The organism is Pseudarthrobacter sp. NIBRBAC000502770 (assembly GCF_006517815.1).
Lineage (GTDB): Bacteria > Actinomycetota > Actinomycetes > Actinomycetales > Micrococcaceae > Arthrobacter > Arthrobacter niigatensis.
This window is the reverse complement of sequence record NZ_CP041198.1, coordinates 1,323,831-1,342,153: the sequence shown is the minus strand read 5'-3', so window position 1 is coordinate 1,342,153 and position 18,323 is coordinate 1,323,831. Positions and strand designations below refer to the sequence as shown.

Below are 18,323 nucleotides of genomic sequence, written 5' to 3'. Positions count from 1 at the left end.
AATGGGGCTGGACGGTTTTGCGTCCAGCCCCATTAACTTTTCTCAACCCTCTCGGGCTGGGGACCTGGGCCGGTTAGTGTCAGTCGTCCTCGTGGTTCGTGGATCCGGCAGGGATGCCCGGGACGTCGTCGGGGCCGTAGATCTTCTCATCCCCGGGGTACGGGGTTGCCCAGTTGTGGGCCTGGTACCAGGTCCAGCGGTTGAACAGGTTGGGGTCCGCGTAGTCTTCCTTCGCACCGTTACCTGTCAGGTGCTGCTTCGCGGACCAGTCGTCCCACTTTTCGGCGGTGTCCTTCATCGGGGCCGGGACGGCGGCGGCCTTGGCTGCGGCGTCATTGACCGCGGCGGCAGCGGCTCCGGTCTGGCCCAGGGTGTCGGGCCCGCAGGCCGGTACTGTCTTGACGCCTTCGGTGAGAGGCACCTGGTTCGGGACCGCAGCGTACGATGTCAGGTCGGCCTTGTTGGTGAAGGCGTCGAACATCGGCGTGGCGGCCGCGACCTTCTGGTTCAGCGGCTGGGCCCCCAGAATCTGCTCGATGGTCCGTACCATGTTGATCTGGGAGTAGAAGGTGCTGACGGTCTTGCCGTGCACGGCATAGGGGCTGATGACCTGAACCGGGGCGCGGTGGCCGTCAACGTGGTCGGTGCCGTTCTGGCTGTCGTCCTCGGCGATGAAGATCGCGGAGTCCTTCCAGTACTCCGAGTGCGAGATCTCGTCCACGATCTTGCCCACGGCGAGGTCGTTGTCGGCGACCTGGGCTTCGGGGTCGGCGGTCCCGCCGGTGTGGTCGCTGGAGAGCCAGGTCATCTGGAAGTTCTTCGGGCCGTTCTTCTCGAAGTCCTGCTTCCAGGTTGCATAGCGGTAGATGTCCGGCACCGAGGTGTCGAAGGGTGCCGCGTTCGGGTCCGTGATCTCGTTCAGGGACGGGATGGCCGAGCTGGCGTGCATCTGCAGTGCCGGGGTGAAGAGCTGGGCGGGGTCGCCGCCGGCCATGGTGCTGGTTGCTGCACAGTAGTACTGCTGCCAGGTCGCGCCTGCGGGCTTGCCTTCCTCGGAGTCGAACTCGCCGTAGTTCCTGGCGGTTTTGCCTGCGTCCTTGATGGCGGTCCAGAGGAAGCCGGAGCGCTGGTGGCCCAGGACGTCGTCTTCGGTGTCGTAGGAGCGTTTGTACTCACCGGCGCTGGTCTCGGTGTAGGCGGGGTCGTCGCCCTGCATCATCCAGTTGTGGCCCTCGGCAGAGTTGGTGCCGATGTCGTAGGTGTTGTCGTAGAGGCCGAACTGGCTTGCCAGCGCGTGCTGGTTGGGCGTGATCTTCGCGCCGAATTGTGCAAGCGCTGCATCGCCGTTGCCCTGCTTCATGTCGCCGTAAACCTGGTCGTAGGTGCGGTTTTCCTTGACGATCAGGAAGACATGTTTGATCGTGGACGGCTCGCCGATCCGCTTCGGCACGGCGACTGCCGGGATCTTGGCGGCCTCAGCAGCTGTCGCTTCCTTGACCGAGCTGCCGTCCCAACCGTTTTGCTCGAAGACCGTTTCGGTGTTCTTCTGGATTTCTTCATCGCTGGGCAGGGTGAATTTGGTGAGGGATGCCGTGGTGGAGTGTGTGCCGTGCCCGGTGGCAGCCGTGGTGTTCGGGCCTTCGTTGATGGTCACCTCGGGGCCGCGCGCGTCGATGCCACGGATGTTGGTGACCACGATCTGGCCGTTGACCGCGGTGACGTTGCCCGGGTAGTAGTCCGTGGGCAGGAGGCCGATGTAGCTGGCCGGGTCCTTCGGGTCTTCGTTGTTGACCTTGTAGACCGCGATGGCGTTGGCCCGGCCGAGCGAGATCAGCAGGTGGTCGCCCTGCATGGTGATCGCGGTGGGCTCGTAGCCGACCTGGGAGGAGGCCCAAGGCTGGGTGGCGATGGTCTGGAGGACCTTGTTGCCGTTCGTGTCCACGACGGAAACGGTGTCACTGTTGGTGTTCGCCACGTACAGCGCGGCGCCATCCAGGAACATCGCCGTCGGATGCAGCTGCACGTCGATCGAGGCAACCGGCGCGGCGGCGTTGGCCGTGTCGATGACGCTGAGCGTACCGGTCGTGGTGGTGCCGAGGTTGGTGTCCGCCGGGATGTCCGTGCCGTAGGAGTTCATGGTCGGTTCCCCCGGGAGGGCCGGGCGGCCGCCTTCGTTGGAGACGTAGAGCCGGGCGCCGACGAATTTCAGCTGCCGAGGGGCGATCCCGGTGCCGAAGGTCTGCTTGATCGTGCCGGCGACGGGGTCGATCGCGACAACGGTGTTCTGTCCGTTCACGGCGGCGTAGAGCGTCGAGCCGTCTGGGGAAAACGCCATGCCGGCCGTCAGAGCCTGCTTGTCATCGGCGGTGGGGATGCTGATCTTCGTACCGGCGCCGAGCGAGCCGTCCGCATTGAACGGATAGCGGACAATCCCGGTCGCGACAGGTTCATAGAGGAACTTGCCGTCGGGCGAGAAAACCGGCCCATCCTGGCCGACCGAACCGTCCGTGATGTGCTGGTATGCCATGTTCGCGTACCCGGCGTTGGACGCCGCGGTGGCAAATGCGGTCGCGGCTTGGGTGCCGGCGGCAGCCACCGGCTTATAGGTCGTGAGGTCGAACACCTGCAGGTCAACCGAGCGGTCGGCGCTCGTCCCGACGAGGTAGCGGCCGTCCGGGCTGACGGTAGAGCCCATAATCTTCCCGAAGGGCGTCATCAGGCGGTCACCGATGGGCTTGATCTCCTGGTTCGAGGAGACCTGCTCCCCCCTGTCGTCCTCGGAGCCGACCTGCTGCTTGCCGAACGGGATGGTGGAGGCGGCCGCGATGCCTGCGCCGCCCAGAACGGCCAGCGTGCAGCTGGCTGCAACGATCGCGAGCGGCTTGCGGCCACGTACGAAGGCGGACAGCTTTCGCAGGCTGGAGGCGTTCGGTTCTTGCTCAGTGGTGGATGTACTGGCGGACTCTGTGGGTCTTTTCACGGAAGCGAACCTACGGGTCGTGGATTAAATCCACGTGGCCGTTTTGGTTACTTCAGGCAACGGTTTATCGCCCAACCCGTGCCGTGGGTCTGCTCCCGAAGGCCGTGGACCGGACGTCACCTCGTGTTCACGAAGCAGTCGCCGGGGAGTAACTACCGATTAGTAACAATTGGAGGGCGCTTCACAGCCACCCCCTTCAGCCACTAAAGACTGGATCCCTCATGCCTCATCTCCAGGCTCAACGCAGATTCACCCGTAAAGGCGCCGCGGCTACCGGCGTGGCCGTCCTCGCAGCGTCGGCACTGACGTCAGGCTTGTTCGGTGTCGGCACCGACACCGCGACCGCCGCCGAAAACGCAGCGGGAACGGCAACACCGATCAAGCATGTGGTGGTGCTTTTCCAGGAGAACGTCTCCTTTGACCACTACTTCGCCACCTACCCCAATGCTGCCAACACCCCCGGCGAGACCCAGCAGGGCACCGGCGCCGCAGCTGCCGCGTTCAAACCATCTGAGGACACGCCCAAGGACATCAACACCCTGGCCAACGCGGGCCTGCTGGCACCGAACAACCCCAACTCTGTCCAGCCGGCACGCCTGTCGCCGATGCAGGCCGTCACCTGCGACCAGGACCACGAGTACACGGCCGAACAGAAGGCCTACAACGGCGGGCTGATGGACAAGTTCGTTGAGTTCACCAGCAAGGATGCATGCGCGCCCAACCAGTACGGGCGCCCGGGGCTGACGATGGACTATTACGACGGCAACACCGTCACCGGGATCTGGAACTACGCCCAGAACTATGCCATGAGCGACAACCACTTCAGCACCGTCTTCGGCCCGTCGACCCCGGGCGCGCTGAATCTGGTGTCCGGACAGACCCACGGTGTCCAGGAATTCACCGCCACCGGGCAACCAGTGAAGCCCGCCACCAGCGACTACACGGTCCGCGTCCCCGACGCCAACGGCGTTGGCACCATGATCAATGACCCGGACCCGGTCTACGACGACTGCTCCAACAACAGCCACGCCAAGGCCAACAACCTTGCCGGCATGACCGGGAAGAACATCGGCGATCTCCTCAATGACCAGGGCGTGTCCTGGGGCTGGTTCCAGGGCGGCTTCGCCCCCACCACCCCGGCTACCAGCACCACCCCGGCCACCTGCAAGAGCACCCACAACAACGTGGCAGGAGTCTCCAGCTCGGACTACAACCCGCACCACCAGCCGTTCCAGTACTACGTCTCCACCGCCAACCCGCACCACCTGGCCCCGGCGAACGACGCGGAAATCGGGCACAACGGCCAGGCCAACCACCAGTACGACCTGACCGACTTCAACAAGGTGGTCAACAGCGACAACATGCCCGCGGTGTCCTTCCTGAAAGCGTCCAACTTCCAGGACGGCCACGCCGCCTACTCCGACCCGGTCGATGAGCAGAACTTCGTCACCAAGACGGTCAACGAGATCCAGCAGTCGAAGAACTGGGAGGACACCGCCATTGTCCTCGCCTACGACGATTCCGATGGCTGGTACGACCACGTCGCCGCGAAGGTGAAGAACGCCTCCAACAGCCCCGACGACGCCGCTTGGTGCCAGAACGCAGCTGCAGCCGGTGTTCCGGTGGCCCGGGGCTACGCCGACCGCTGCGGCCCCGGCCCGCGACAGCCGCTGGTCGTCATCTCCCCGTACGCGAAGAAAAACTTCGTGGACCACAACGAGACCGACCAGGCATCCATCCTGCGCTTCATCGAAGACAACTGGCACACCGCCCAAATCGGCGACGCCTCGGCTGACGCGGCAGCTGGGTCCATGAACGGCATGTTCAACTTCCACCACGAACGTAACGACAAGGTCCTGCTCAACGAACAGACCGGCGCCGTCGCCACCATCACCCACAACGGCCGCTGAGCCTAGCTTCTGCCCTCCCCGGGGCAGCGGCAGGGACCCCTACGCGGGGCCGGCGCCCAAACCGGCCCCGCACCACCCCAACACCTATGGAGAACCCATGAAGTACACCAAGCTGCTGACCGCGGCCGCCATCACCGCCGGCCTTGCCCTGGGAACATCCCTCCCGGCCCACGCCGCGGACACGAACCCTAACGGCACCGACAATCACTTTGACCTGCAGGCACACCGCGGCGGCATCGGTCTGACCGTCGAATCGACACTGGCCTCCTTCGCCAAGGGCATCGAGACCGGCGTGTCCACCTTGGAGATGGACCTGCAGATCACCAAGGACGGCCGCGAAGTCATCACCCACGACCGGAAGATCGATGGCCGGAAATGCAGGGACACCGCCCCCGTCACCCCCGGCGACCCGTCTTTCCCCTATGTGGGCAAGTACATCAAGGACCTCACCTTCGACCAGGTCCGCAGCCTGGATTGCGGCTCCCAGACGCTGCCCCAGTTCCCCGGCCAGCAAGCCTCCCCCGGAGCCAAGATGCCGACCCTGGCAGAGGTCTTCGACCTCGCCAACCGTTACCGGGCCAGCCAGGTCAAGTTCAACATCGAAACCAAGGTCGAGGCCGGCGCCCCGGAGCAGACCGCCCCGCGCGAACAGTTCGTCGACGTCGCGCTGCGCGAAATCAACAAGGCCCACATGGCAGAGCGCGTCTCCATCGAAAGCTTCGACTGGGGCTCCCTGCGCCTCGTGAAGGAACGCCAGCCCGGCATCCGCACGGTGGCACTGACCAATAAGGACTTCCTGCAGGCTGGCCAGCCGGGCAAGTCGCCATGGCTCGGCGGCATTGACGCCGATGACTTCGGAGGGGACCTCGTGGACGCCGCCGGCAGCCTCGGCTTTGACGCCATCTCCCCCGTCCACGGCACGCCCCAGAACGGCACCGTCACCGACCCAGGCTACGTCCCCTACGTGAACGCGGACATGGTGACCCGCGCCCACGCCAAGGGCATGCAGGTCATCCCCTGGACCGTCGACGACAAGCCGACCATGCACAAGCTCATGGACGACGGCGTCGACGGCGTCATCACCGACTACCCCAACATGCTGCGCGACGCAATGGCCGAACGGTCCCTGAAGCTGCCCAAGCAGTACACCCTGGAACCGGGCATGTCGGCAGCCAAGTAGCCTGGCCGACAGCGCTTCGAGGCCCAAAGCTTCTGCTCGGCAGACTTGCCAACCAGATCCTAAGCCTGCTTACTATGGATACAGCCGAATGCGAACGGCTGCCAACCAGAGGAGGAAACACCATGGGACTGGGCGACAAGATTGACAACGCTGCCGAGAAGGCAGGCGGCAAGGCCAAAGAGACGGCCGGCGCCGCAACAGGCGACGAAAGCCTGCGGACCGAAGGCCAGGCAGACCAGGCCAAGGGCGATCTGAAGCAGGCCGGAGAAAAGGTCAAGGACGCCTTCAAGCACTGACAGGCATCACGGGAAGGGCGCGCTCAGCGAACGGGGCGCGCCTTTTTCGTGCCCCGAAGTTGCGAGTTCTGACGGTCAGTCCGTCGCACCTTTGGCGTACTCCTCAAGCCAGGTCAGAGCTTGCTGCTCGGCCTCGAAATACTGAACAGGGCAGCCGGGCCAGGCGAGCCCTCGGAGGCTGTGAGCGATCATTCTGTCTACCGCTGAGCGACCGAGAAGCGCGAACGCTGAGACAGTGGCTGCCTCGCTGTAGAACTCGATGGCTTCCCTGCTAACGGACTCGACGCCCGTGATTTCCAGGAGAACTGCTACGGGCCTGCCCTTGGTGAGCGCCAGCAGTCGCGTTTTCGTCCAAGCTCCGTCGGCCTGGGTGATCCGCGACTGAGGCTGGAGAACCAGCCGCAGCATGTCCGCCCCAATACGGGTAATCGTGACCCGAGGGGCGGACTAGTCTTCCGGCGGCTCAATGCCCACGACCATGCGGGCGTCAGTCCACTTCCGAGATGCCATGACCCCTTATTCAGACCGGCAACCCGCGTTGGATGACATAGGGCTGCGCTCCTTGTGCCCGTCTGCTCCAGGCTCTCCGACATGCTATGAGAAAGACGCAGCTAGGTCGAACTGTGACGCACGGCACAGGTTGGTGACGTTCGTTGGAGTTCATTCGGCGACGGAGTTCCAGACGCACCGCCCTGACAGGGTCGTGCCACCTTTTCTAGAGGCCGGGGCGGCTACCTTTTCGTCAGTTGTTGGTCGTGGATTGGCTGGTGCGCCAGGTGTGTTCCGGTTCGAAGCCCAGGAGCCCGCGGGCCTTGTCGATCGAGAGCATGGTCTCGTGTTCGCCCAAGTCCTTGGTCACCTTGACGTTGGGGTAGACCTCCGCTGCGAGGCTGGCGCTGGAGCGGCTCATGACAGTGTCGGCGTTGGCGATGATGAAGGCCTCGAACCCCGGCTTGCCGTTTTCCAGGGCCCGGAGTACTGCCTGCGCGCCATCACGGCCGTCAATGTAGGCCCAAAGGTTCCATTTGCGCAGCATGGCGTCGGCATCGAAGGAGGGGAAGGCGTCGTAGTCTTCCGGGTCCATCACGTTCGAAAACCGCAGCCCGACGATGCTCAGCTCCGGATCCCGGCGTGCCATCTCGACAGCCATCTGCTCTTCCAGGCGTTTCACGAGCGAATACGTCGTTTCCGGCCGGGCCGGGTACTCCTCGTCCACCGGGATATAGGGCGGGTCGACGTCGAACGGCGTGCCCAGCACCGTCTCACTGGAGGCATACACCACTTTCTTGATCCCGGCGCGCCGGGCGGCCTGAAACACGTTGTACGTGGAGAGCATGTTGTTCTCAAACGTTGCTGCGTCCGCCATGAGACCCGGAGCGGGGACCGCGCCGAGATGGACGACGGCATCGAAGCCTGTGTGCCGGCGGTCCACACCGAGGAGCGCATCCAACACCTGCCCATAGTCCCGCAGGTCCACCACAACCAGTTCGGGGCTCCGATCCCCAAGGCGGTCAAGATTCAGAACCCAGTGTCCTTCATCCTTGAGGCGCTGCACTACATGCCTGCCCAACTTCCCACTTCCACCCGTCACTGCAATCCTCATTGAACTCCTCCAAAGTGTTTTGTCCGCCGCCTATAAGGTCATGGCCGCAGGGCTTTATAGCGGACGATCTGCCCGCTCCTTACTAAACCTAGACCGCGTGCCCTCCCTACGCGTGGCCCTCCTGGTCCTAGTTGTACTGCCCAGGGACGTTGGTTCGGTGAATGTGATGACTCGCTGGAGTCGTTGAGCCAAAGGTGAGGACCTCCGGTTGCACAGTGGAGTTGCTTAGACAACCGCTGCAGCGACCAGGAGGTCCTCATGTCCCACGCTAATGCCGCTTTGACTCCGCGCCAACGTTTGCGCGTCGCGCGTCTGGTCGTTGACCACGGCTGGCCGGTATCCCGGGCTGCCGAGCAGTTCAACTGCTCCTGGCCGACCGCGAAACGGTGGGCGGCCCGTTACGCCGCGATGGGTGAGGCCGGTATGGCTGATAGGTCCTCCCGCCCGTACCGGGTGGCCAACCGGACGCCGCAGCAGCTGGTGCGCAAAGTTGTGCGCCGGCGCTGGAAGCAACGGCTGGGACCGGTCGCGATCGGGGCGAAGCTGGCCATGCCGGCCTCGACCGTGCACGCGGTCCTGGTCCGGTGCCGGCTGAACCGCCTGCATCACGTGGACAAGCGCACCGGAGAAGTCATCCGCCGCTATGAGCACGTGACTCCCGGAGCGATGATCCATGTGGATGTGAAGAAGCTCGGCAACATCCCCGACGGCGGCGGCTGGCGCTACGTCGGGCGGCAGCAAGGCAAGCAGAACCGTGCTGCGACTCCGTCAAAGCCGCGCAGCAGACACCGTAGCCCGCTGATCGGGACCGCCTACGTACACACGGTCATTGACGACAATTCACGGGTCGCCTACGCGGAGATCCATGGCGATGAAACAGCGGCCACCGCAGTAGCAGTCCTGCAAAGGGCTGTGTCCTGGTTCGCTGCCCGCGGCGTCATCGTGGAACGGGTTCTCTCTGACAACGGGGCGGCCTACAAATCACATCTCTGGCGGGACACCTGCCAAGAACTGGGGATCAGGGCAAAGAAGACCCGGCCATATCGCCCGCAGACCAACGGCAAGATCGAACGCTTCCACAGAACCCTTGCCGACGGGTGGGCCTTCAAGCGCTTCTACGCCACGGAATCAGCCCGCAGAAACGCCCTCCCGGCATGGCTGCACCACTACAATCACCACAGGCCCCACACCGCAATCGGAGGCCACCCGCCCATCAGCCGCTTAACCAACCTGCCTGGGCAGTACACCTAGGACAGCCGAACCTACTTCAAGTCACGGTGAAGGCGGCCCCGTCAGGGGTCCACGGCATACCCTGGCCGTACTCTTCTGCCCACTCCTTTTGAGAGGTGCGTTGCTGGTCGCGGAAGTCATCCTGGAACCGTTGCCTGGACCGGCGAGGTAGGTCAACCGTCCACAGGCCCCTGTCTGCGCTCAGTTGGGGGCGGCTAGGCTGTGGCCATTCGCTTGAATGACAGGAAAACTCAGATGGGGGACCGTTGGATTCAGCAAGAAGAGCAGCGCTTGCGGCCGGTGTGTTTTACCTCGTGACATTCGCCAGCTCTATTCCCGCCGTCTTCCTTCTGGGACCGGCGCTGAGCGACCCCAACTACGTCACCAGCACCGGCAATGACACCAGGGTGGTCTGGGGCTGCCTGCTCGACCTGGTCAACGCCGCAGCCTGCGTGGGCACCGCAGTGGCCCTGTTCCCAGTGGTTAGGCGGCAAAATGAGAGCCTCGCGCTGGGCTTGGTCACCTCGCGCATGTTCGAAGCCGCCGTTATCGCCATCGGCGTCGTCAGCCTCCTGACGGTGGTGACCTTGAGGCAGACAGGAACTTCCGGAACGGACCACAGCTCCCTGATCGCCGCCGCCCGGGCACTCGTGGACGTGCGGGACTGGACGTTCCTCATAGGACCCGGGATGGTCCCGGCCATCAATGCTCTGCTGCTGGGCTACCTGCTGCTCCGCTCAGAACTCGTACCGCGCCTCATTCCGGTGATGGGTCTCATCGGCGCCCCGCTACTGCTCATCTCGGCAATAACGACCATGTTCGGAATCAACGACCAGGTTTCCGTGCTGTCGGCGGTTGCGACGCTTCCCATCTTCCTCTGGGAACTGTCATTGGGTCTCTACCTGACCTTCAAGGGATTCAAGCCGGCAGCTGTCCTCACCGGACTGGGTTCAAGGCCTACGACCCGCTGACCACCACTAGCCCTTACGGCTTTCACTCCGGCAGCGTAAAGAAGCCGGCCGGGTCATCAGGCCCCAGCAGATCGTGGCAGAAGGGATCGTCCACCGGCCGGGTGTCCAGGAACAGCACCGGGTTGCCGTTTAGCTTGACGCCGTATCCAGGAGCACGTCAGTGACCAGATCGGGATGAGTCACGTAGGGCAGGTGTGGGGCGTCGAGCTCGGCATATCTCCACACCCTGCTCGAACGCGCAGCCTCGGCGAAAGTGTCGAAAGGCGCCGGCTGGCGCGGGCACCGAACGTAGAGCCGATCAATGGCACTGAGGTCGGTGCCGGCAAGGGATAAGGGATCGGTGAAGTGACGATACGGGGTAGGCCGCAGCCGAGGCAGAACCCATTTGATGTCAGCCTCATTGGTGATTTCCCACATCTCGCGCACGATTGTCAGCCAAGGAGGTGGGGCAAACCGTGGGAGGAGCCAGCCGCCGCCTTCGGTCTCCACAAGCGAGTCGAGGGTCGGCCGCCGCTCGGGCGATAGCAGGTCTCGGGTGCACTGGCCGTCGGACGGTACGAAGGCGTCCAAGTAGACGAGCGAGACAACACGATCAGGTATCCGAGCAGCCACGGCGGTAATGACGGTACCGGAGGAACTGCAGCCTACGAGCACCACGTCGCGCAGGTCATCGAAAAGCACGACAGCCGTGACGTCCTCCACATGGGTCAGCAGCCCGACATCCGGACTAGCCAGATGGGCACGCTCCGACAGGCCCGTTAGCGTTGGCGTGTAAACCTGATGTCCATAGGCACGGAGTTGGGGTGCCAGTTTGTCCCAGCACCACCCACCAAACCAAGCGACTTCCTCTGCAAAGAGAAAGCGGGAAGCTGCTGAGGGCTTTGAGACGCTTTAGCTAGGGAGCATCGCTTGCCTCCGGACGGCGGACATGACAATGCCTCGGGCGGCCTCAATGGTTCCCTACCCTCCGGAACGGTCAAGGAGACCCATCTCAGCGACGTCCCTCCCGTGTGGCGGCGAGGACGGTCAAAGGGATGAGGGCGAACAGCCGCCGGCAAGGCGGATAAAGGATCTAGCAGGACTACGGGTCCAGCTCCGCCAGATCGCCAGCGAACACCATCCGGGGGTCCAGGCCCACTGCTTCGAGGATCGCGCGGGCCAGGGCCGGGGCGTGCTCGGCCCGGTATGACAAGGCGGCCGTCACCCCGTCTGCCTGGTCGATCTGGATCGTGGCGTCCTTCTCTGGGCGCGGGATTGGTTTCCACACGTCGAGGTGGTCTTCCTCGATGATGGTGTCCTGGTGGCGATGGACGAAGAAGTCCTCTCCTGAAATTGGGCAAGAGAGCACTATAAGCACCAAGGAGGAGCCCCTGCCAGATGTTGCGCCGTGGTAGCCGAAACTTCATCCCGCCGTCATGTGCGGCTGGTAGTGTCCGGTCATGGATGAGCTGATGACAGACCAGTTCTTGGCCGCTGCTGCCAGGGACTTGGCCGGCCGGGCAGGCTACAACCCCGGATTCCTGGGCGTCCCTGTCCCGATTCCGACACTGGCCGGTGTGAAAACCGTGCTGCTGCACTACACCCACTTCTCGGTCGTGATGCGTCCGGACAAGCGCCTTGCCGCGGTCACCGCTCTGGCGATGGACGGGAAGAAGCTGATGGACCTCGCGCGGGCCGGGATCCCGTGGCGCCTCGATCCCCGCCTGCCGGAAGACCAGCAGACCGGGGAACGGGTGTATGTGGGCAACGACATTGACCGCGGGCACCTGGTCCGCCGCGCGTCCGCCGTGTGGGGCGATACCCGCGCCGAAGCCGAGCAGGCAAACGAGGACACGTTCCACTACACGAACGCGGCCCCGCAGGCGGCGAAGTTCAACCAGGGCATCGAGCTCTGGCTGGGACTGGAGTCCTACCTGCAGGAGAACGCCGCCGACAACAGCCGGCGAATCGTTGTCTTCACCGGGCCCGTCTTCGGCCGCCAAGACCCCCTATACCGCGGCGTGGACATTCCACTGAAGTTCTTCAAGGTCGCAGTGTTCGTTCAGGGCGGGAAGCTGGCGGCAACCGGCTACGTCGTGGACCAGACACCCGAGCTGGCTGACCTGCCGGAAGTGCCCAGGGCCGCCGTCACAGACGAGGCTCCGCCGCTTGGTCCATTCCGGACATTCCAAGTGCCCATCCGTGACATCGCCGCTCTCACCGGGCTGGACCTTGGCCAGCTGGTGGCTGTGGACCGGATGCCGATCGCTTCCGAGCTGCCCAGCGCCCGGGTAACCTCGACATGGCGGCAGCTGCACTCCCCCGAGGACCTGGACCTGGACTTCGACCTGGGCGGGTAAGGGTCATGCCGGTAGAAGGTTTCTGGGCCTGCCGCTACTTCGCAGCCGGCGGGTCCCCCGGGAAGCGTTCCGGGTGCTTGGGGTCCCTGCCCCGCTCGCGCCAGTATTCGTCGCGCTGCCAGAGCGAGAATCGGATCGACACGAACCCGAGGACCACGACCAGGATGGCCATGAGTGCCAGTTTGGCGATCAGTAGCGGCAACGGCGGATTCGGGATGAAGGTGAGGACCAGTGCAACGGCCAGTGCGGGCAGTGAGAAATAGTTCAGCCTGCGGAGCCGACGCGTAGCAGCCTGCTTCGCGGCGGACAGGGGTTGTTCTTCTCCCCTCGGTCCTGTCGGAGTTGCTGCCATGGCTGAACTGAATCACCACCCAAGCCTCCGAGCAAGGGGCTTGACCGGATCTTGCTCCCGGAGCCTATGAAGATGCCGGCCCGACGGCTTCCAGGATCTTCTTGACCGTCGCAGGGCTCGCGGCGATCTCGATGACTCCCCCGTCGGAGTCCAAGGTGATGACCTCGAAGTCGAACGGCACGGCCTGCTTCTTGTCGTAGCGGCCGGCTGTCCGTGGCGGCAGTCCGGTGGTCCCGAGGCCGGTGAGAGCCCTGCTGCGGCCGCTGGGAATGAGTTGGTCGTAGACGGCCGGCTGGAAGTCGATCCGGCTTGGCGAGGGCGTGGCCACACCCATCTGCCAGACGCCGCTCAAGGAACCCGGCAGGACATTCGGGTATCGCAGGAACATCAGCGACTGGCCATGCTCTTCGAGCCTTGCCGCGGTCCTACGGAAGCGCTTCTGGGCGAAGTAGGTCCCTCCGGCCAAAATAAGCGCGTAGAACATTCCACTGAACAGGGCGCTGATGAACTTCTCTCCGAAGATCAAGGCGCCACCTGTGTAGAAGGCAAAGGCGACGACAGCGATGATCGCCACCCGCAGCCCTGGAGGCAGATCAAGCCACCACTTCCTCATGGCGAGAGTCTAGGGTCGACCCCGTGCTTCCGCTACGCCTCCTCGGCGTCCGACCCGGCGTCCTCCAGCTCGCCGGCGGCAATACGTTCGGCTGTGCGCCGGTACGCTTCGGCGATGTAGTCCTCAAGGTCCTGCCGCCCTATGCGCTACATGCCGCGGCCACCAACCTGAAGAGCGCGCAGGCCACCGGCTTTGATCAGCGCGTGGACCTGGTTCGGCTTCACGTTCAGCTCCTCGGCGACCTGGGTGGGCGTCAGGAAGCGGGGCGCTCTGGGTTCGTCAGTCACCCGGCCATCCTATGTGTGGCAGTTCCACCCCACGGCCAACTCACTCGGGCCGGCGCGGATAATCAAGTTCTTCCTCTTCAGCGGTGCCGGCTGGATCCTGACCAACATCTTCCATCTCCCGTGGCCCCTCCCCCGTAGAAGTAGGCACTTCGACCCATCAAAGGCAGCCGATCCACATCCCCAGGCTTTGATCAAGACGATTGCCACACAGCTTTCCCCCGAATAGCGTCTGCTTTTGGGGCGCAGCCCGAACAAGGGGGGACGGATGCGTGGGCTGGACGACTTGCTGGCTGAGTCCGAGGATCGCTGGGCCAGGGCGGAACGGCGCGCTCAGGGAGTCGCCGACAAGGGTCTCGGCAAAGCCCTTACGACCTATTTCAGCTTGTACTTGCCCGCCGCTGTCGTGCTGCTGTTCATTGTCGGGGCTGCGCTCGGAATGCAGCTGTTCCAGGGCGAGTGGGCCAACGTCCATACGTACCTGTTCGCTGGGACTATGCTGGCTGGGATTGTTGCAATCGGCGCGGGCATCACATACAACGCGAAGGTCATTGCTTCCGCAGTGAACATGGGCAGGATGAATGTCACGATGTCCCTTAACGCCGATGAGCAAAAGGCCATTCGACGGGAAATCCTGGGACAAGTCACGCTCAGCCGGAACACCTGTCAGTGAAACGTGCGGCTGCAGTTCAGCTAAGAAAAGCGCTGTCAACGCAGCTCATCGTGCTCGCCCCCATCCTTGAATTCCAGTTCCCGGTGCAAGTGCTGAACGACAAGAATCCCATCGGGTGGCTGTCTGCGATAGTCGGGACCGCGTTCACCGTCTCTCTGGTCGTGCCAGTCCGTCAGTTCTTGGCACTCGGACGACGGAAAGGCGGCAATGGCCGACGACGATCCCTCTGACAAGCTTGCACCTTACGTGCTGGGCACCGGCTGCAGAGGTCGACGCCGGTCAGTAACATTCGGACTGCATTGGATGAGGAAGTCCTCGAAAGCCGGCCAGCAAGGCGTCGGGACGGTGGCAGGGGGAGCCCTGGTCACTCGATAAAGGCGAGGCCAGCGACGGCCAAGATAAGTATCACCACGAATGCAATTAATTCCGGGTAGACAAGGCAGAACGCAACCACGCGACCCACCAGCGAACTTCTCTTGTCCCCGTCATCTTCGTGCTGCACGCGCGCCCCCGGTCTCACGCATCCTGGCGAAAGAGTGCGGTTACCGTAAGCCCGCGCCAAGATCGGAGGGCGCCCGCCAGCCTTTGGCTCCTAGCCAACTGTTGCTTTGATCCAAGGCACGGAGCAGCCCATCAGAGTCCGGGACGTCAAAAAAGGCCATGGCTTGCCCCATGCCTAGGCTGAAAAAGTCCATCCCAGTGTTCTGGTACATCCCCATGCCGAACGCCCCGGCCATGCCCTGAGACCCGAAAGTGACGCTCACATGCCGGCCGTCCTTGGACCGATCGACCTGGTAGGCATGCCGTTGACGGGCGAATCAGATACGGAATTGTTTCCCGTGCAGACGATCGCCCGGCGATCGGTAAGGCCGTACACCGTGCGCAGCTTCCGCCGCTTCTTATAGATGAACCTACCGAAGATGAATTAGAGGCCCACCAGTACGAAGGGGATGCCCCACAGCATGAAAAAGGGCTCCTTAGCCGTGGTCACAACCATGAACTCCCAAAACGCTGCGAACCCACCCCAGAGAATACTGAACGGCACCAGTAAGGCATCCGCGCCGGTAAAGCGGACCCGCGGATCCGGCTGACCGACCCACAGAAGCCTTTCACCTTGACGCAGGAGCGGCAGGATACGGCTTCTGGGATCGTCCATGCCATGAAGTGTTACACATGAGTTGCGGCCAGGGCGGACAGCAATGCTCAGGTGCTCCCAGATGCTCACCGGACCACGACGTCTTTCCAGACGGCCAGACGCCCGGCGGCGGCGGCCAGTCCGACGGTAGTTCAGAGCCCCAGAGCCTCCGGTGTCCAGCAAAACCCAATCAGGGACCCCAATGCGCAAAAGCAGAGCGTTGGGACGATGAAGAACGCGCCCAGGTGGGTCCACTGGTTCCGGACGGGCCGGAGCAGGCGTCCAAGGATCCAGCCCAAGGGCACGCCGATGACGAAGGAGACGCCGTACCCGTACACCAGCACCATCAGGCCCAGGTTAAAACCAGAACCCCTGCGTGGTCACAGCCAGGACGGCATACAGGCCCATCAACCATAGGCTTGTGGTGATCGCCCAGCCCTTGAAGAGCGCGCGGGCGGTGAGGATCACGCCGGGACGGAGCAGGCCGTAGCGCTCCGGCAGGTCCTTCCCGGCGGCGTCGTGTGTCATACAGCCGGCCTCCGTTTCCTTCGCCGCGGTTGCTGCTGGATGAGGAGTCGTCCGGACTCTTCATCGCCAGCATCAGCGGGGGCGGACCCTCTCGAACGATTTTTGTCCGGTTGGAGCAGTAGGTCGTGGCACGAGTCGATAACACCAGGTTCATCGATCATGGTTCGTCCTTTCAGGTCCGAAGGGCACCCCCAAGACCTATGGTCTCGGGGCAGGGTTATCTGCAGGTGTCTCGAAGATGGTTTTTCCGCGGACGTTTCCGAACGCACGCCCTGCAAATGCGCGGCGCATTCTCACCGTTGGTGGCTCCTCTCGCCCCGGACAACGGCCGTCCGACCCGGCAGGGGTAGAACCCCGCCGTTGAATGGCATGGGTTCCCGGGGACAATTTTTCACTCGCCGATAAGTGCCGGCGCCGTCAGCGGTTCAGCCTGTCTTTTGCCGCATGCTCAACCAGAATCGGCACGTAGTCCCGTACCCTGCCTGCATCCAACAATCGGTGCTCCTGCTGCACGATGTCCTCGATATGCTCCCGCGGGACAGCCGGATACTTATCGACGAGCCGGTCCACCACATGGCTGAGTGCCCGCAATTCTTCATTGACTCCCATTCAAGGATTGTCAGCTCCGATCGAGAGATGTTGCAAGACTGCAATTCTGACGCCCGCCATGCTGCAGATTCCCTCGAACGCAAAGGGCTGCTCCCCCTATCGGCCCATTAATGCTGCGGATACCGGGCTGCAACCTTTCCGCGGCATGCTGGACGCATGAAAACCACGGAATTCCCGCCCGCAACCCCCAAAGGGCGCGCCGTGCGCTCCACTGCAGACCTCACCTGCGGGGATCATATCGAGGCGGCATATGGCGGTGCCATAGCCCATCGAGGGCAGGTCATCCGGATCGCTCCCGGACACGAACTGTTCTGGATCACCGACCGCCCGGGCGGGCCCCAACGACTCCTGGACCTGACCGAGTTCGACATCACTCACCTCTAGCCGGTACCACACGTTGACCCGCGCGGACTACGAAAAGCCCATTTGGCGCGGGAATCAGCCCCTGGACGGGCCATCGGGCATCCAGGACCGTGGATCCCGGTCCACGATCATCACGGCCCGCGTACCGCTGCGGTATCAGTTACTGCCCCTCTGCGGCTGGGCCCCGCTGCGATCCGGTGGTCCGGATGGTTTCAGCGGGACCGGCTCCCCCATTGGCTGAGACCGGGAGCCAGTCCCGCCTTTCTTGGCACCTGCCCCGAACGCTGGGGATGCGAGTTCCCATCCCTGTAGTGCGGCGCAGACACCGTCGCATTATCGTCGTGCAGAACCCCGTCGTCAGACAACGAATTCCAGGTGAACAGTAAGCGATCAGTGACCTCCGGTGTGCATAACGCTCCGATGGTCCGGGATCAGGGCCCGGGGTTCGGGCTGGATCCCGGGGACCGGAAGTAGTCCAGCTGGGCGGCGGCGAGCTGCCAGGCCCGGTGCATGGCAGCATCCGAGGCCGCGGCGAGTTCCGTTTTGCCCCTGACCCGATAGAGGTCACTGGCCCATTGAAACTCCGCCGCCGCATCACGGTAGAGGGCTTCGTCAAACAACCGCAGACCAATCTGATGCCGGACCCTCGCTTCCCGGACCGGGGTCCCGGCAAGACGAAGGGCCTGTTCGTGGAGCCGGGCGGCGTCACCCCACAGGTAGCGTCGTTGCAGGATACCGGCCAGAACAAGAAGCAACTCCAACGGCTCTGCCGAGCTCCTCAGCAGGGCCAGCCCTTCCTCCAGTGCCTGTTCCTCCTGACCGAGCAGCGTCATCAGCCATAATTTCTCGGGATCCGGGCACACGGGGATTCTCGCCCGCGCCGCTGTGGCATCAACGATGTAGTCACGCAGGGTGGCGGCGTCGGTCCGCCATAGCTGTTGAGCATTATCCATCCCCACCCCACTGTCCTGATCACGGGCCGACGTCCTTGGTACCCAAGAGTAGCCGCTGACTACGGGCCCCGGCCGGGTCAGTGCAGAGGAAAAACTTCGACGCCCCGGACGCGCCCGCCTGGAAGAGCAACCAGCAGCTGGTGGCGAGGAAAGCCCGCCGGTGGGGGGACCGACAGGCTTTCGAGTTCAACCCTACGGGCACGAGATTTCGCTATCGAATAGACCGATTCCCGGGCGGGTCGACCACCCGATGATCACCCCGGCGGTGGCCCCGGGTTCCGGGAGTTTCGGCACTGGTCGCCCC

At 63.6% G+C, this 18,323-nt stretch carries 20 protein-coding genes and 1 pseudogene; 8 read left to right on the top strand and 13 right to left on the bottom strand.

Going from position 1 to position 18,323, the window contains the following annotated elements; translation table 11 throughout:
• Nucleotides 1-79: 79 nt before the first annotated feature.
• Nucleotides 80-2,980: an alkaline phosphatase family protein gene (locus NIBR502770_RS06475; protein ID WP_246857424.1), complete on the bottom strand. Its 2,901-nt coding sequence runs from the start codon at nt 2,978-2,980 to the stop codon at nt 80-82.
• A gap of 221 nt (nt 2,981-3,201) precedes the next feature.
• On the opposite strand from NIBR502770_RS06475, the gene NIBR502770_RS06470 reads away from it, so the two are divergent.
• The 3 genes from NIBR502770_RS06470 to NIBR502770_RS06460 all read left to right on the top strand — a co-directional run bounded on the left by NIBR502770_RS06470 (nt 3,202) and on the right by NIBR502770_RS06460 (nt 6,366).
• A complete protein-coding gene (locus NIBR502770_RS06470) occupies nt 3,202-4,890 on the top strand; it encodes a phospholipase C (RefSeq protein WP_141181399.1) in 1,689 nt (562 codons plus the stop codon).
• Nucleotides 4,891-4,987: 97 nt separating this feature from the next.
• The gene (locus NIBR502770_RS06465; protein ID WP_141181398.1) at nt 4,988-6,070 is read left to right on the top strand and encodes a glycerophosphodiester phosphodiesterase family protein; all 1,083 of its coding nucleotides are present in this window, start codon (nt 4,988-4,990) and stop codon (nt 6,068-6,070) included.
• A gap of 122 nt (nt 6,071-6,192) precedes the next feature.
• Entirely contained in the window at nt 6,193-6,366 is a 174-nt protein-coding gene (locus tag NIBR502770_RS06460) for a CsbD family protein (RefSeq protein WP_134164429.1), read from the top strand.
• A gap of 75 nt (nt 6,367-6,441) precedes the next feature.
• Here the strand turns inward: NIBR502770_RS06460 and NIBR502770_RS06455 are convergent, their stop codons facing one another.
• Both NIBR502770_RS06455 and NIBR502770_RS06450 read right to left on the bottom strand, forming a co-directional pair.
• Nucleotides 6,442-6,774, bottom strand: coding sequence for an STAS/SEC14 domain-containing protein (locus NIBR502770_RS06455; RefSeq protein WP_141181397.1), 333 nt, complete (start codon nt 6,772-6,774; stop codon nt 6,442-6,444).
• Between the two features lie 334 nt (nt 6,775-7,108).
• On the bottom strand, nt 7,109-7,969 hold the full coding sequence (locus NIBR502770_RS06450; RefSeq protein ID WP_141181396.1) for an NAD(P)-dependent oxidoreductase: 861 nt from the start codon (nt 7,967-7,969) through the stop codon (nt 7,109-7,111).
• A gap of 258 nt (nt 7,970-8,227) precedes the next feature.
• Between NIBR502770_RS06450 and NIBR502770_RS06445 the strand changes: the two genes are divergently transcribed.
• Nucleotides 8,228-9,220 (top strand): IS481 family transposase, encoded by a 993-nt coding sequence (locus NIBR502770_RS06445; RefSeq protein WP_141181395.1) that lies wholly within the window; start codon nt 8,228-8,230, stop codon nt 9,218-9,220.
• A 281-nt stretch (nt 9,221-9,501) separates the two neighbouring features.
• Complete coding sequence (locus NIBR502770_RS06440) at nt 9,502-10,170, top strand: DUF4386 domain-containing protein (protein ID WP_256371931.1); 669 nt, start codon at nt 9,502-9,504, stop codon at nt 10,168-10,170.
• A 129-nt stretch (nt 10,171-10,299) separates the two neighbouring features.
• Here the strand turns inward: NIBR502770_RS06440 and NIBR502770_RS06435 are convergent.
• Together NIBR502770_RS06435 and NIBR502770_RS06430 are read right to left on the bottom strand one after the other, a co-directional pair.
• Nucleotides 10,300-10,998, bottom strand: a pseudogene (locus NIBR502770_RS06435) (alpha/beta fold hydrolase); the annotation flags it as partial.
• A 253-nt stretch (nt 10,999-11,251) separates the two neighbouring features.
• Nucleotides 11,252-11,518: a hypothetical protein gene (locus NIBR502770_RS06430; RefSeq protein WP_210418923.1), complete on the bottom strand. Its 267-nt coding sequence runs from the start codon at nt 11,516-11,518 to the stop codon at nt 11,252-11,254.
• A 103-nt stretch (nt 11,519-11,621) separates the two neighbouring features.
• Here NIBR502770_RS06430 and NIBR502770_RS06425 point away from each other — a divergent pair, with 103 nt between their 5' ends.
• A complete protein-coding gene (locus NIBR502770_RS06425; RefSeq protein WP_141181391.1) occupies nt 11,622-12,509 on the top strand; it encodes a DNA/RNA non-specific endonuclease in 888 nt (295 codons plus the stop codon).
• 34 nt (nt 12,510-12,543) lie between these two features.
• On the opposite strand, the gene NIBR502770_RS06420 is transcribed toward NIBR502770_RS06425, so the two are convergent.
• The 3 genes from NIBR502770_RS06420 to NIBR502770_RS21820 all read right to left on the bottom strand — a co-directional run bounded on the left by NIBR502770_RS06420 (nt 12,544) and on the right by NIBR502770_RS21820 (nt 13,761).
• Complete coding sequence (locus tag NIBR502770_RS06420) at nt 12,544-12,861, bottom strand: hypothetical protein (protein WP_246857422.1); 318 nt, start codon at nt 12,859-12,861, stop codon at nt 12,544-12,546.
• Nucleotides 12,862-12,925: 64 nt separating this feature from the next.
• On the bottom strand, nt 12,926-13,474 hold the full coding sequence (locus NIBR502770_RS06415; protein ID WP_141181390.1) for a hypothetical protein: 549 nt from the start codon (nt 13,472-13,474) through the stop codon (nt 12,926-12,928).
• 146 nt (nt 13,475-13,620) lie between these two features.
• A complete protein-coding gene (locus NIBR502770_RS21820) occupies nt 13,621-13,761 on the bottom strand; it encodes a helix-turn-helix domain-containing protein (protein WP_371416499.1) in 141 nt (46 codons plus the stop codon).
• Nucleotides 13,762-14,026: 265 nt separating this feature from the next.
• Here NIBR502770_RS21820 and NIBR502770_RS06405 point away from each other — a divergent pair, with 265 nt between their 5' ends.
• Nucleotides 14,027-14,431: a hypothetical protein gene (locus NIBR502770_RS06405; protein WP_141181389.1), complete on the top strand. Its 405-nt coding sequence runs from the start codon at nt 14,027-14,029 to the stop codon at nt 14,429-14,431.
• A gap of 925 nt (nt 14,432-15,356) precedes the next feature.
• On the opposite strand, the gene NIBR502770_RS06400 is transcribed toward NIBR502770_RS06405, so the two are convergent.
• From NIBR502770_RS06400 to NIBR502770_RS06390, 4 genes are all read right to left on the bottom strand, one after another.
• On the bottom strand, nt 15,357-15,587 hold the full coding sequence (locus NIBR502770_RS06400; RefSeq protein WP_141181388.1) for a hypothetical protein: 231 nt from the start codon (nt 15,585-15,587) through the stop codon (nt 15,357-15,359).
• Between the two features lie 131 nt (nt 15,588-15,718).
• Nucleotides 15,719-15,913: a hypothetical protein gene (locus NIBR502770_RS06395; RefSeq protein WP_141181387.1), complete on the bottom strand. Its 195-nt coding sequence runs from the start codon at nt 15,911-15,913 to the stop codon at nt 15,719-15,721.
• 10 nt (nt 15,914-15,923) lie between these two features.
• Nucleotides 15,924-16,094, bottom strand: a complete 171-nt coding sequence (locus NIBR502770_RS21155; RefSeq protein WP_168223128.1) for a hypothetical protein — start codon at nt 16,092-16,094, stop codon at nt 15,924-15,926.
• A gap of 417 nt (nt 16,095-16,511) precedes the next feature.
• Nucleotides 16,512-16,703 (bottom strand): three-helix bundle dimerization domain-containing protein, encoded by a 192-nt coding sequence (locus NIBR502770_RS06390; protein ID WP_141181386.1) that lies wholly within the window; start codon nt 16,701-16,703, stop codon nt 16,512-16,514.
• Between the two features lie 156 nt (nt 16,704-16,859).
• On the opposite strand from NIBR502770_RS06390, the gene NIBR502770_RS06385 reads away from it, so the two are divergent.
• Nucleotides 16,860-17,087: a hypothetical protein gene (locus NIBR502770_RS06385; RefSeq protein WP_141181385.1), complete on the top strand. Its 228-nt coding sequence runs from the start codon at nt 16,860-16,862 to the stop codon at nt 17,085-17,087.
• A 410-nt stretch (nt 17,088-17,497) separates the two neighbouring features.
• On the opposite strand, the gene NIBR502770_RS06380 is transcribed toward NIBR502770_RS06385, so the two are convergent.
• Nucleotides 17,498-18,019: a hypothetical protein gene (locus NIBR502770_RS06380; RefSeq protein ID WP_141181384.1), complete on the bottom strand. Its 522-nt coding sequence runs from the start codon at nt 18,017-18,019 to the stop codon at nt 17,498-17,500.
• Between the last annotated feature and the right edge of the window lie 304 nt (nt 18,020-18,323).

Excerpts from the sequence above, each read along its gene's own strand:
- NIBR502770_RS06420 (WP_246857422.1), bottom strand. The coding sequence starts at position 12,861 with ATGGCAGCAACTCCGACAGGACCGAGGGGAGAAGAACAACCCCTGTCC.
- NIBR502770_RS06460 (WP_134164429.1), top strand. The coding sequence starts at position 6,193 with ATGGGACTGGGCGACAAGATTGACAACGCTGCCGAGAAGGCAGGCGGC.
- NIBR502770_RS06385 (WP_141181385.1), top strand. The coding sequence starts at position 16,860 with ATGAAAACCACGGAATTCCCGCCCGCAACCCCCAAAGGGCGCGCCGTG.
- NIBR502770_RS06415 (WP_141181390.1), bottom strand. The coding sequence starts at position 13,474 with ATGAGGAAGTGGTGGCTTGATCTGCCTCCAGGGCTGCGGGTGGCGATC.
- NIBR502770_RS06405 (WP_141181389.1), top strand. The coding sequence starts at position 14,027 with ATGCGTGGGCTGGACGACTTGCTGGCTGAGTCCGAGGATCGCTGGGCC.
- NIBR502770_RS06455 (WP_141181397.1), bottom strand. The coding sequence starts at position 6,774 with ATGCTGCGGCTGGTTCTCCAGCCTCAGTCGCGGATCACCCAGGCCGAC.
- NIBR502770_RS06390 (WP_141181386.1), bottom strand. The coding sequence starts at position 16,703 with ATGGGAGTCAATGAAGAATTGCGGGCACTCAGCCATGTGGTGGACCGG.
- NIBR502770_RS21155 (WP_168223128.1), bottom strand. The coding sequence starts at position 16,094 with ATGACACACGACGCCGCCGGGAAGGACCTGCCGGAGCGCTACGGCCTG.
- NIBR502770_RS06450 (WP_141181396.1), bottom strand. The coding sequence starts at position 7,969 with ATGAGGATTGCAGTGACGGGTGGAAGTGGGAAGTTGGGCAGGCATGTA.
- NIBR502770_RS06395 (WP_141181387.1), bottom strand. The coding sequence starts at position 15,913 with ATGGTGCTGGTGTACGGGTACGGCGTCTCCTTCGTCATCGGCGTGCCC.
- NIBR502770_RS06445 (WP_141181395.1), top strand. The coding sequence starts at position 8,228 with ATGTCCCACGCTAATGCCGCTTTGACTCCGCGCCAACGTTTGCGCGTC.
- NIBR502770_RS06470 (WP_141181399.1), top strand. The coding sequence starts at position 3,202 with ATGCCTCATCTCCAGGCTCAACGCAGATTCACCCGTAAAGGCGCCGCG.
- NIBR502770_RS06400 (WP_141181388.1), bottom strand. The coding sequence starts at position 15,587 with ATGGACGATCCCAGAAGCCGTATCCTGCCGCTCCTGCGTCAAGGTGAA.
- NIBR502770_RS06380 (WP_141181384.1), bottom strand. The coding sequence starts at position 18,019 with ATGGATAATGCTCAACAGCTATGGCGGACCGACGCCGCCACCCTGCGT.
- NIBR502770_RS06425 (WP_141181391.1), top strand. The coding sequence starts at position 11,622 with ATGACAGACCAGTTCTTGGCCGCTGCTGCCAGGGACTTGGCCGGCCGG.
- NIBR502770_RS06465 (WP_141181398.1), top strand. The coding sequence starts at position 4,988 with ATGAAGTACACCAAGCTGCTGACCGCGGCCGCCATCACCGCCGGCCTT.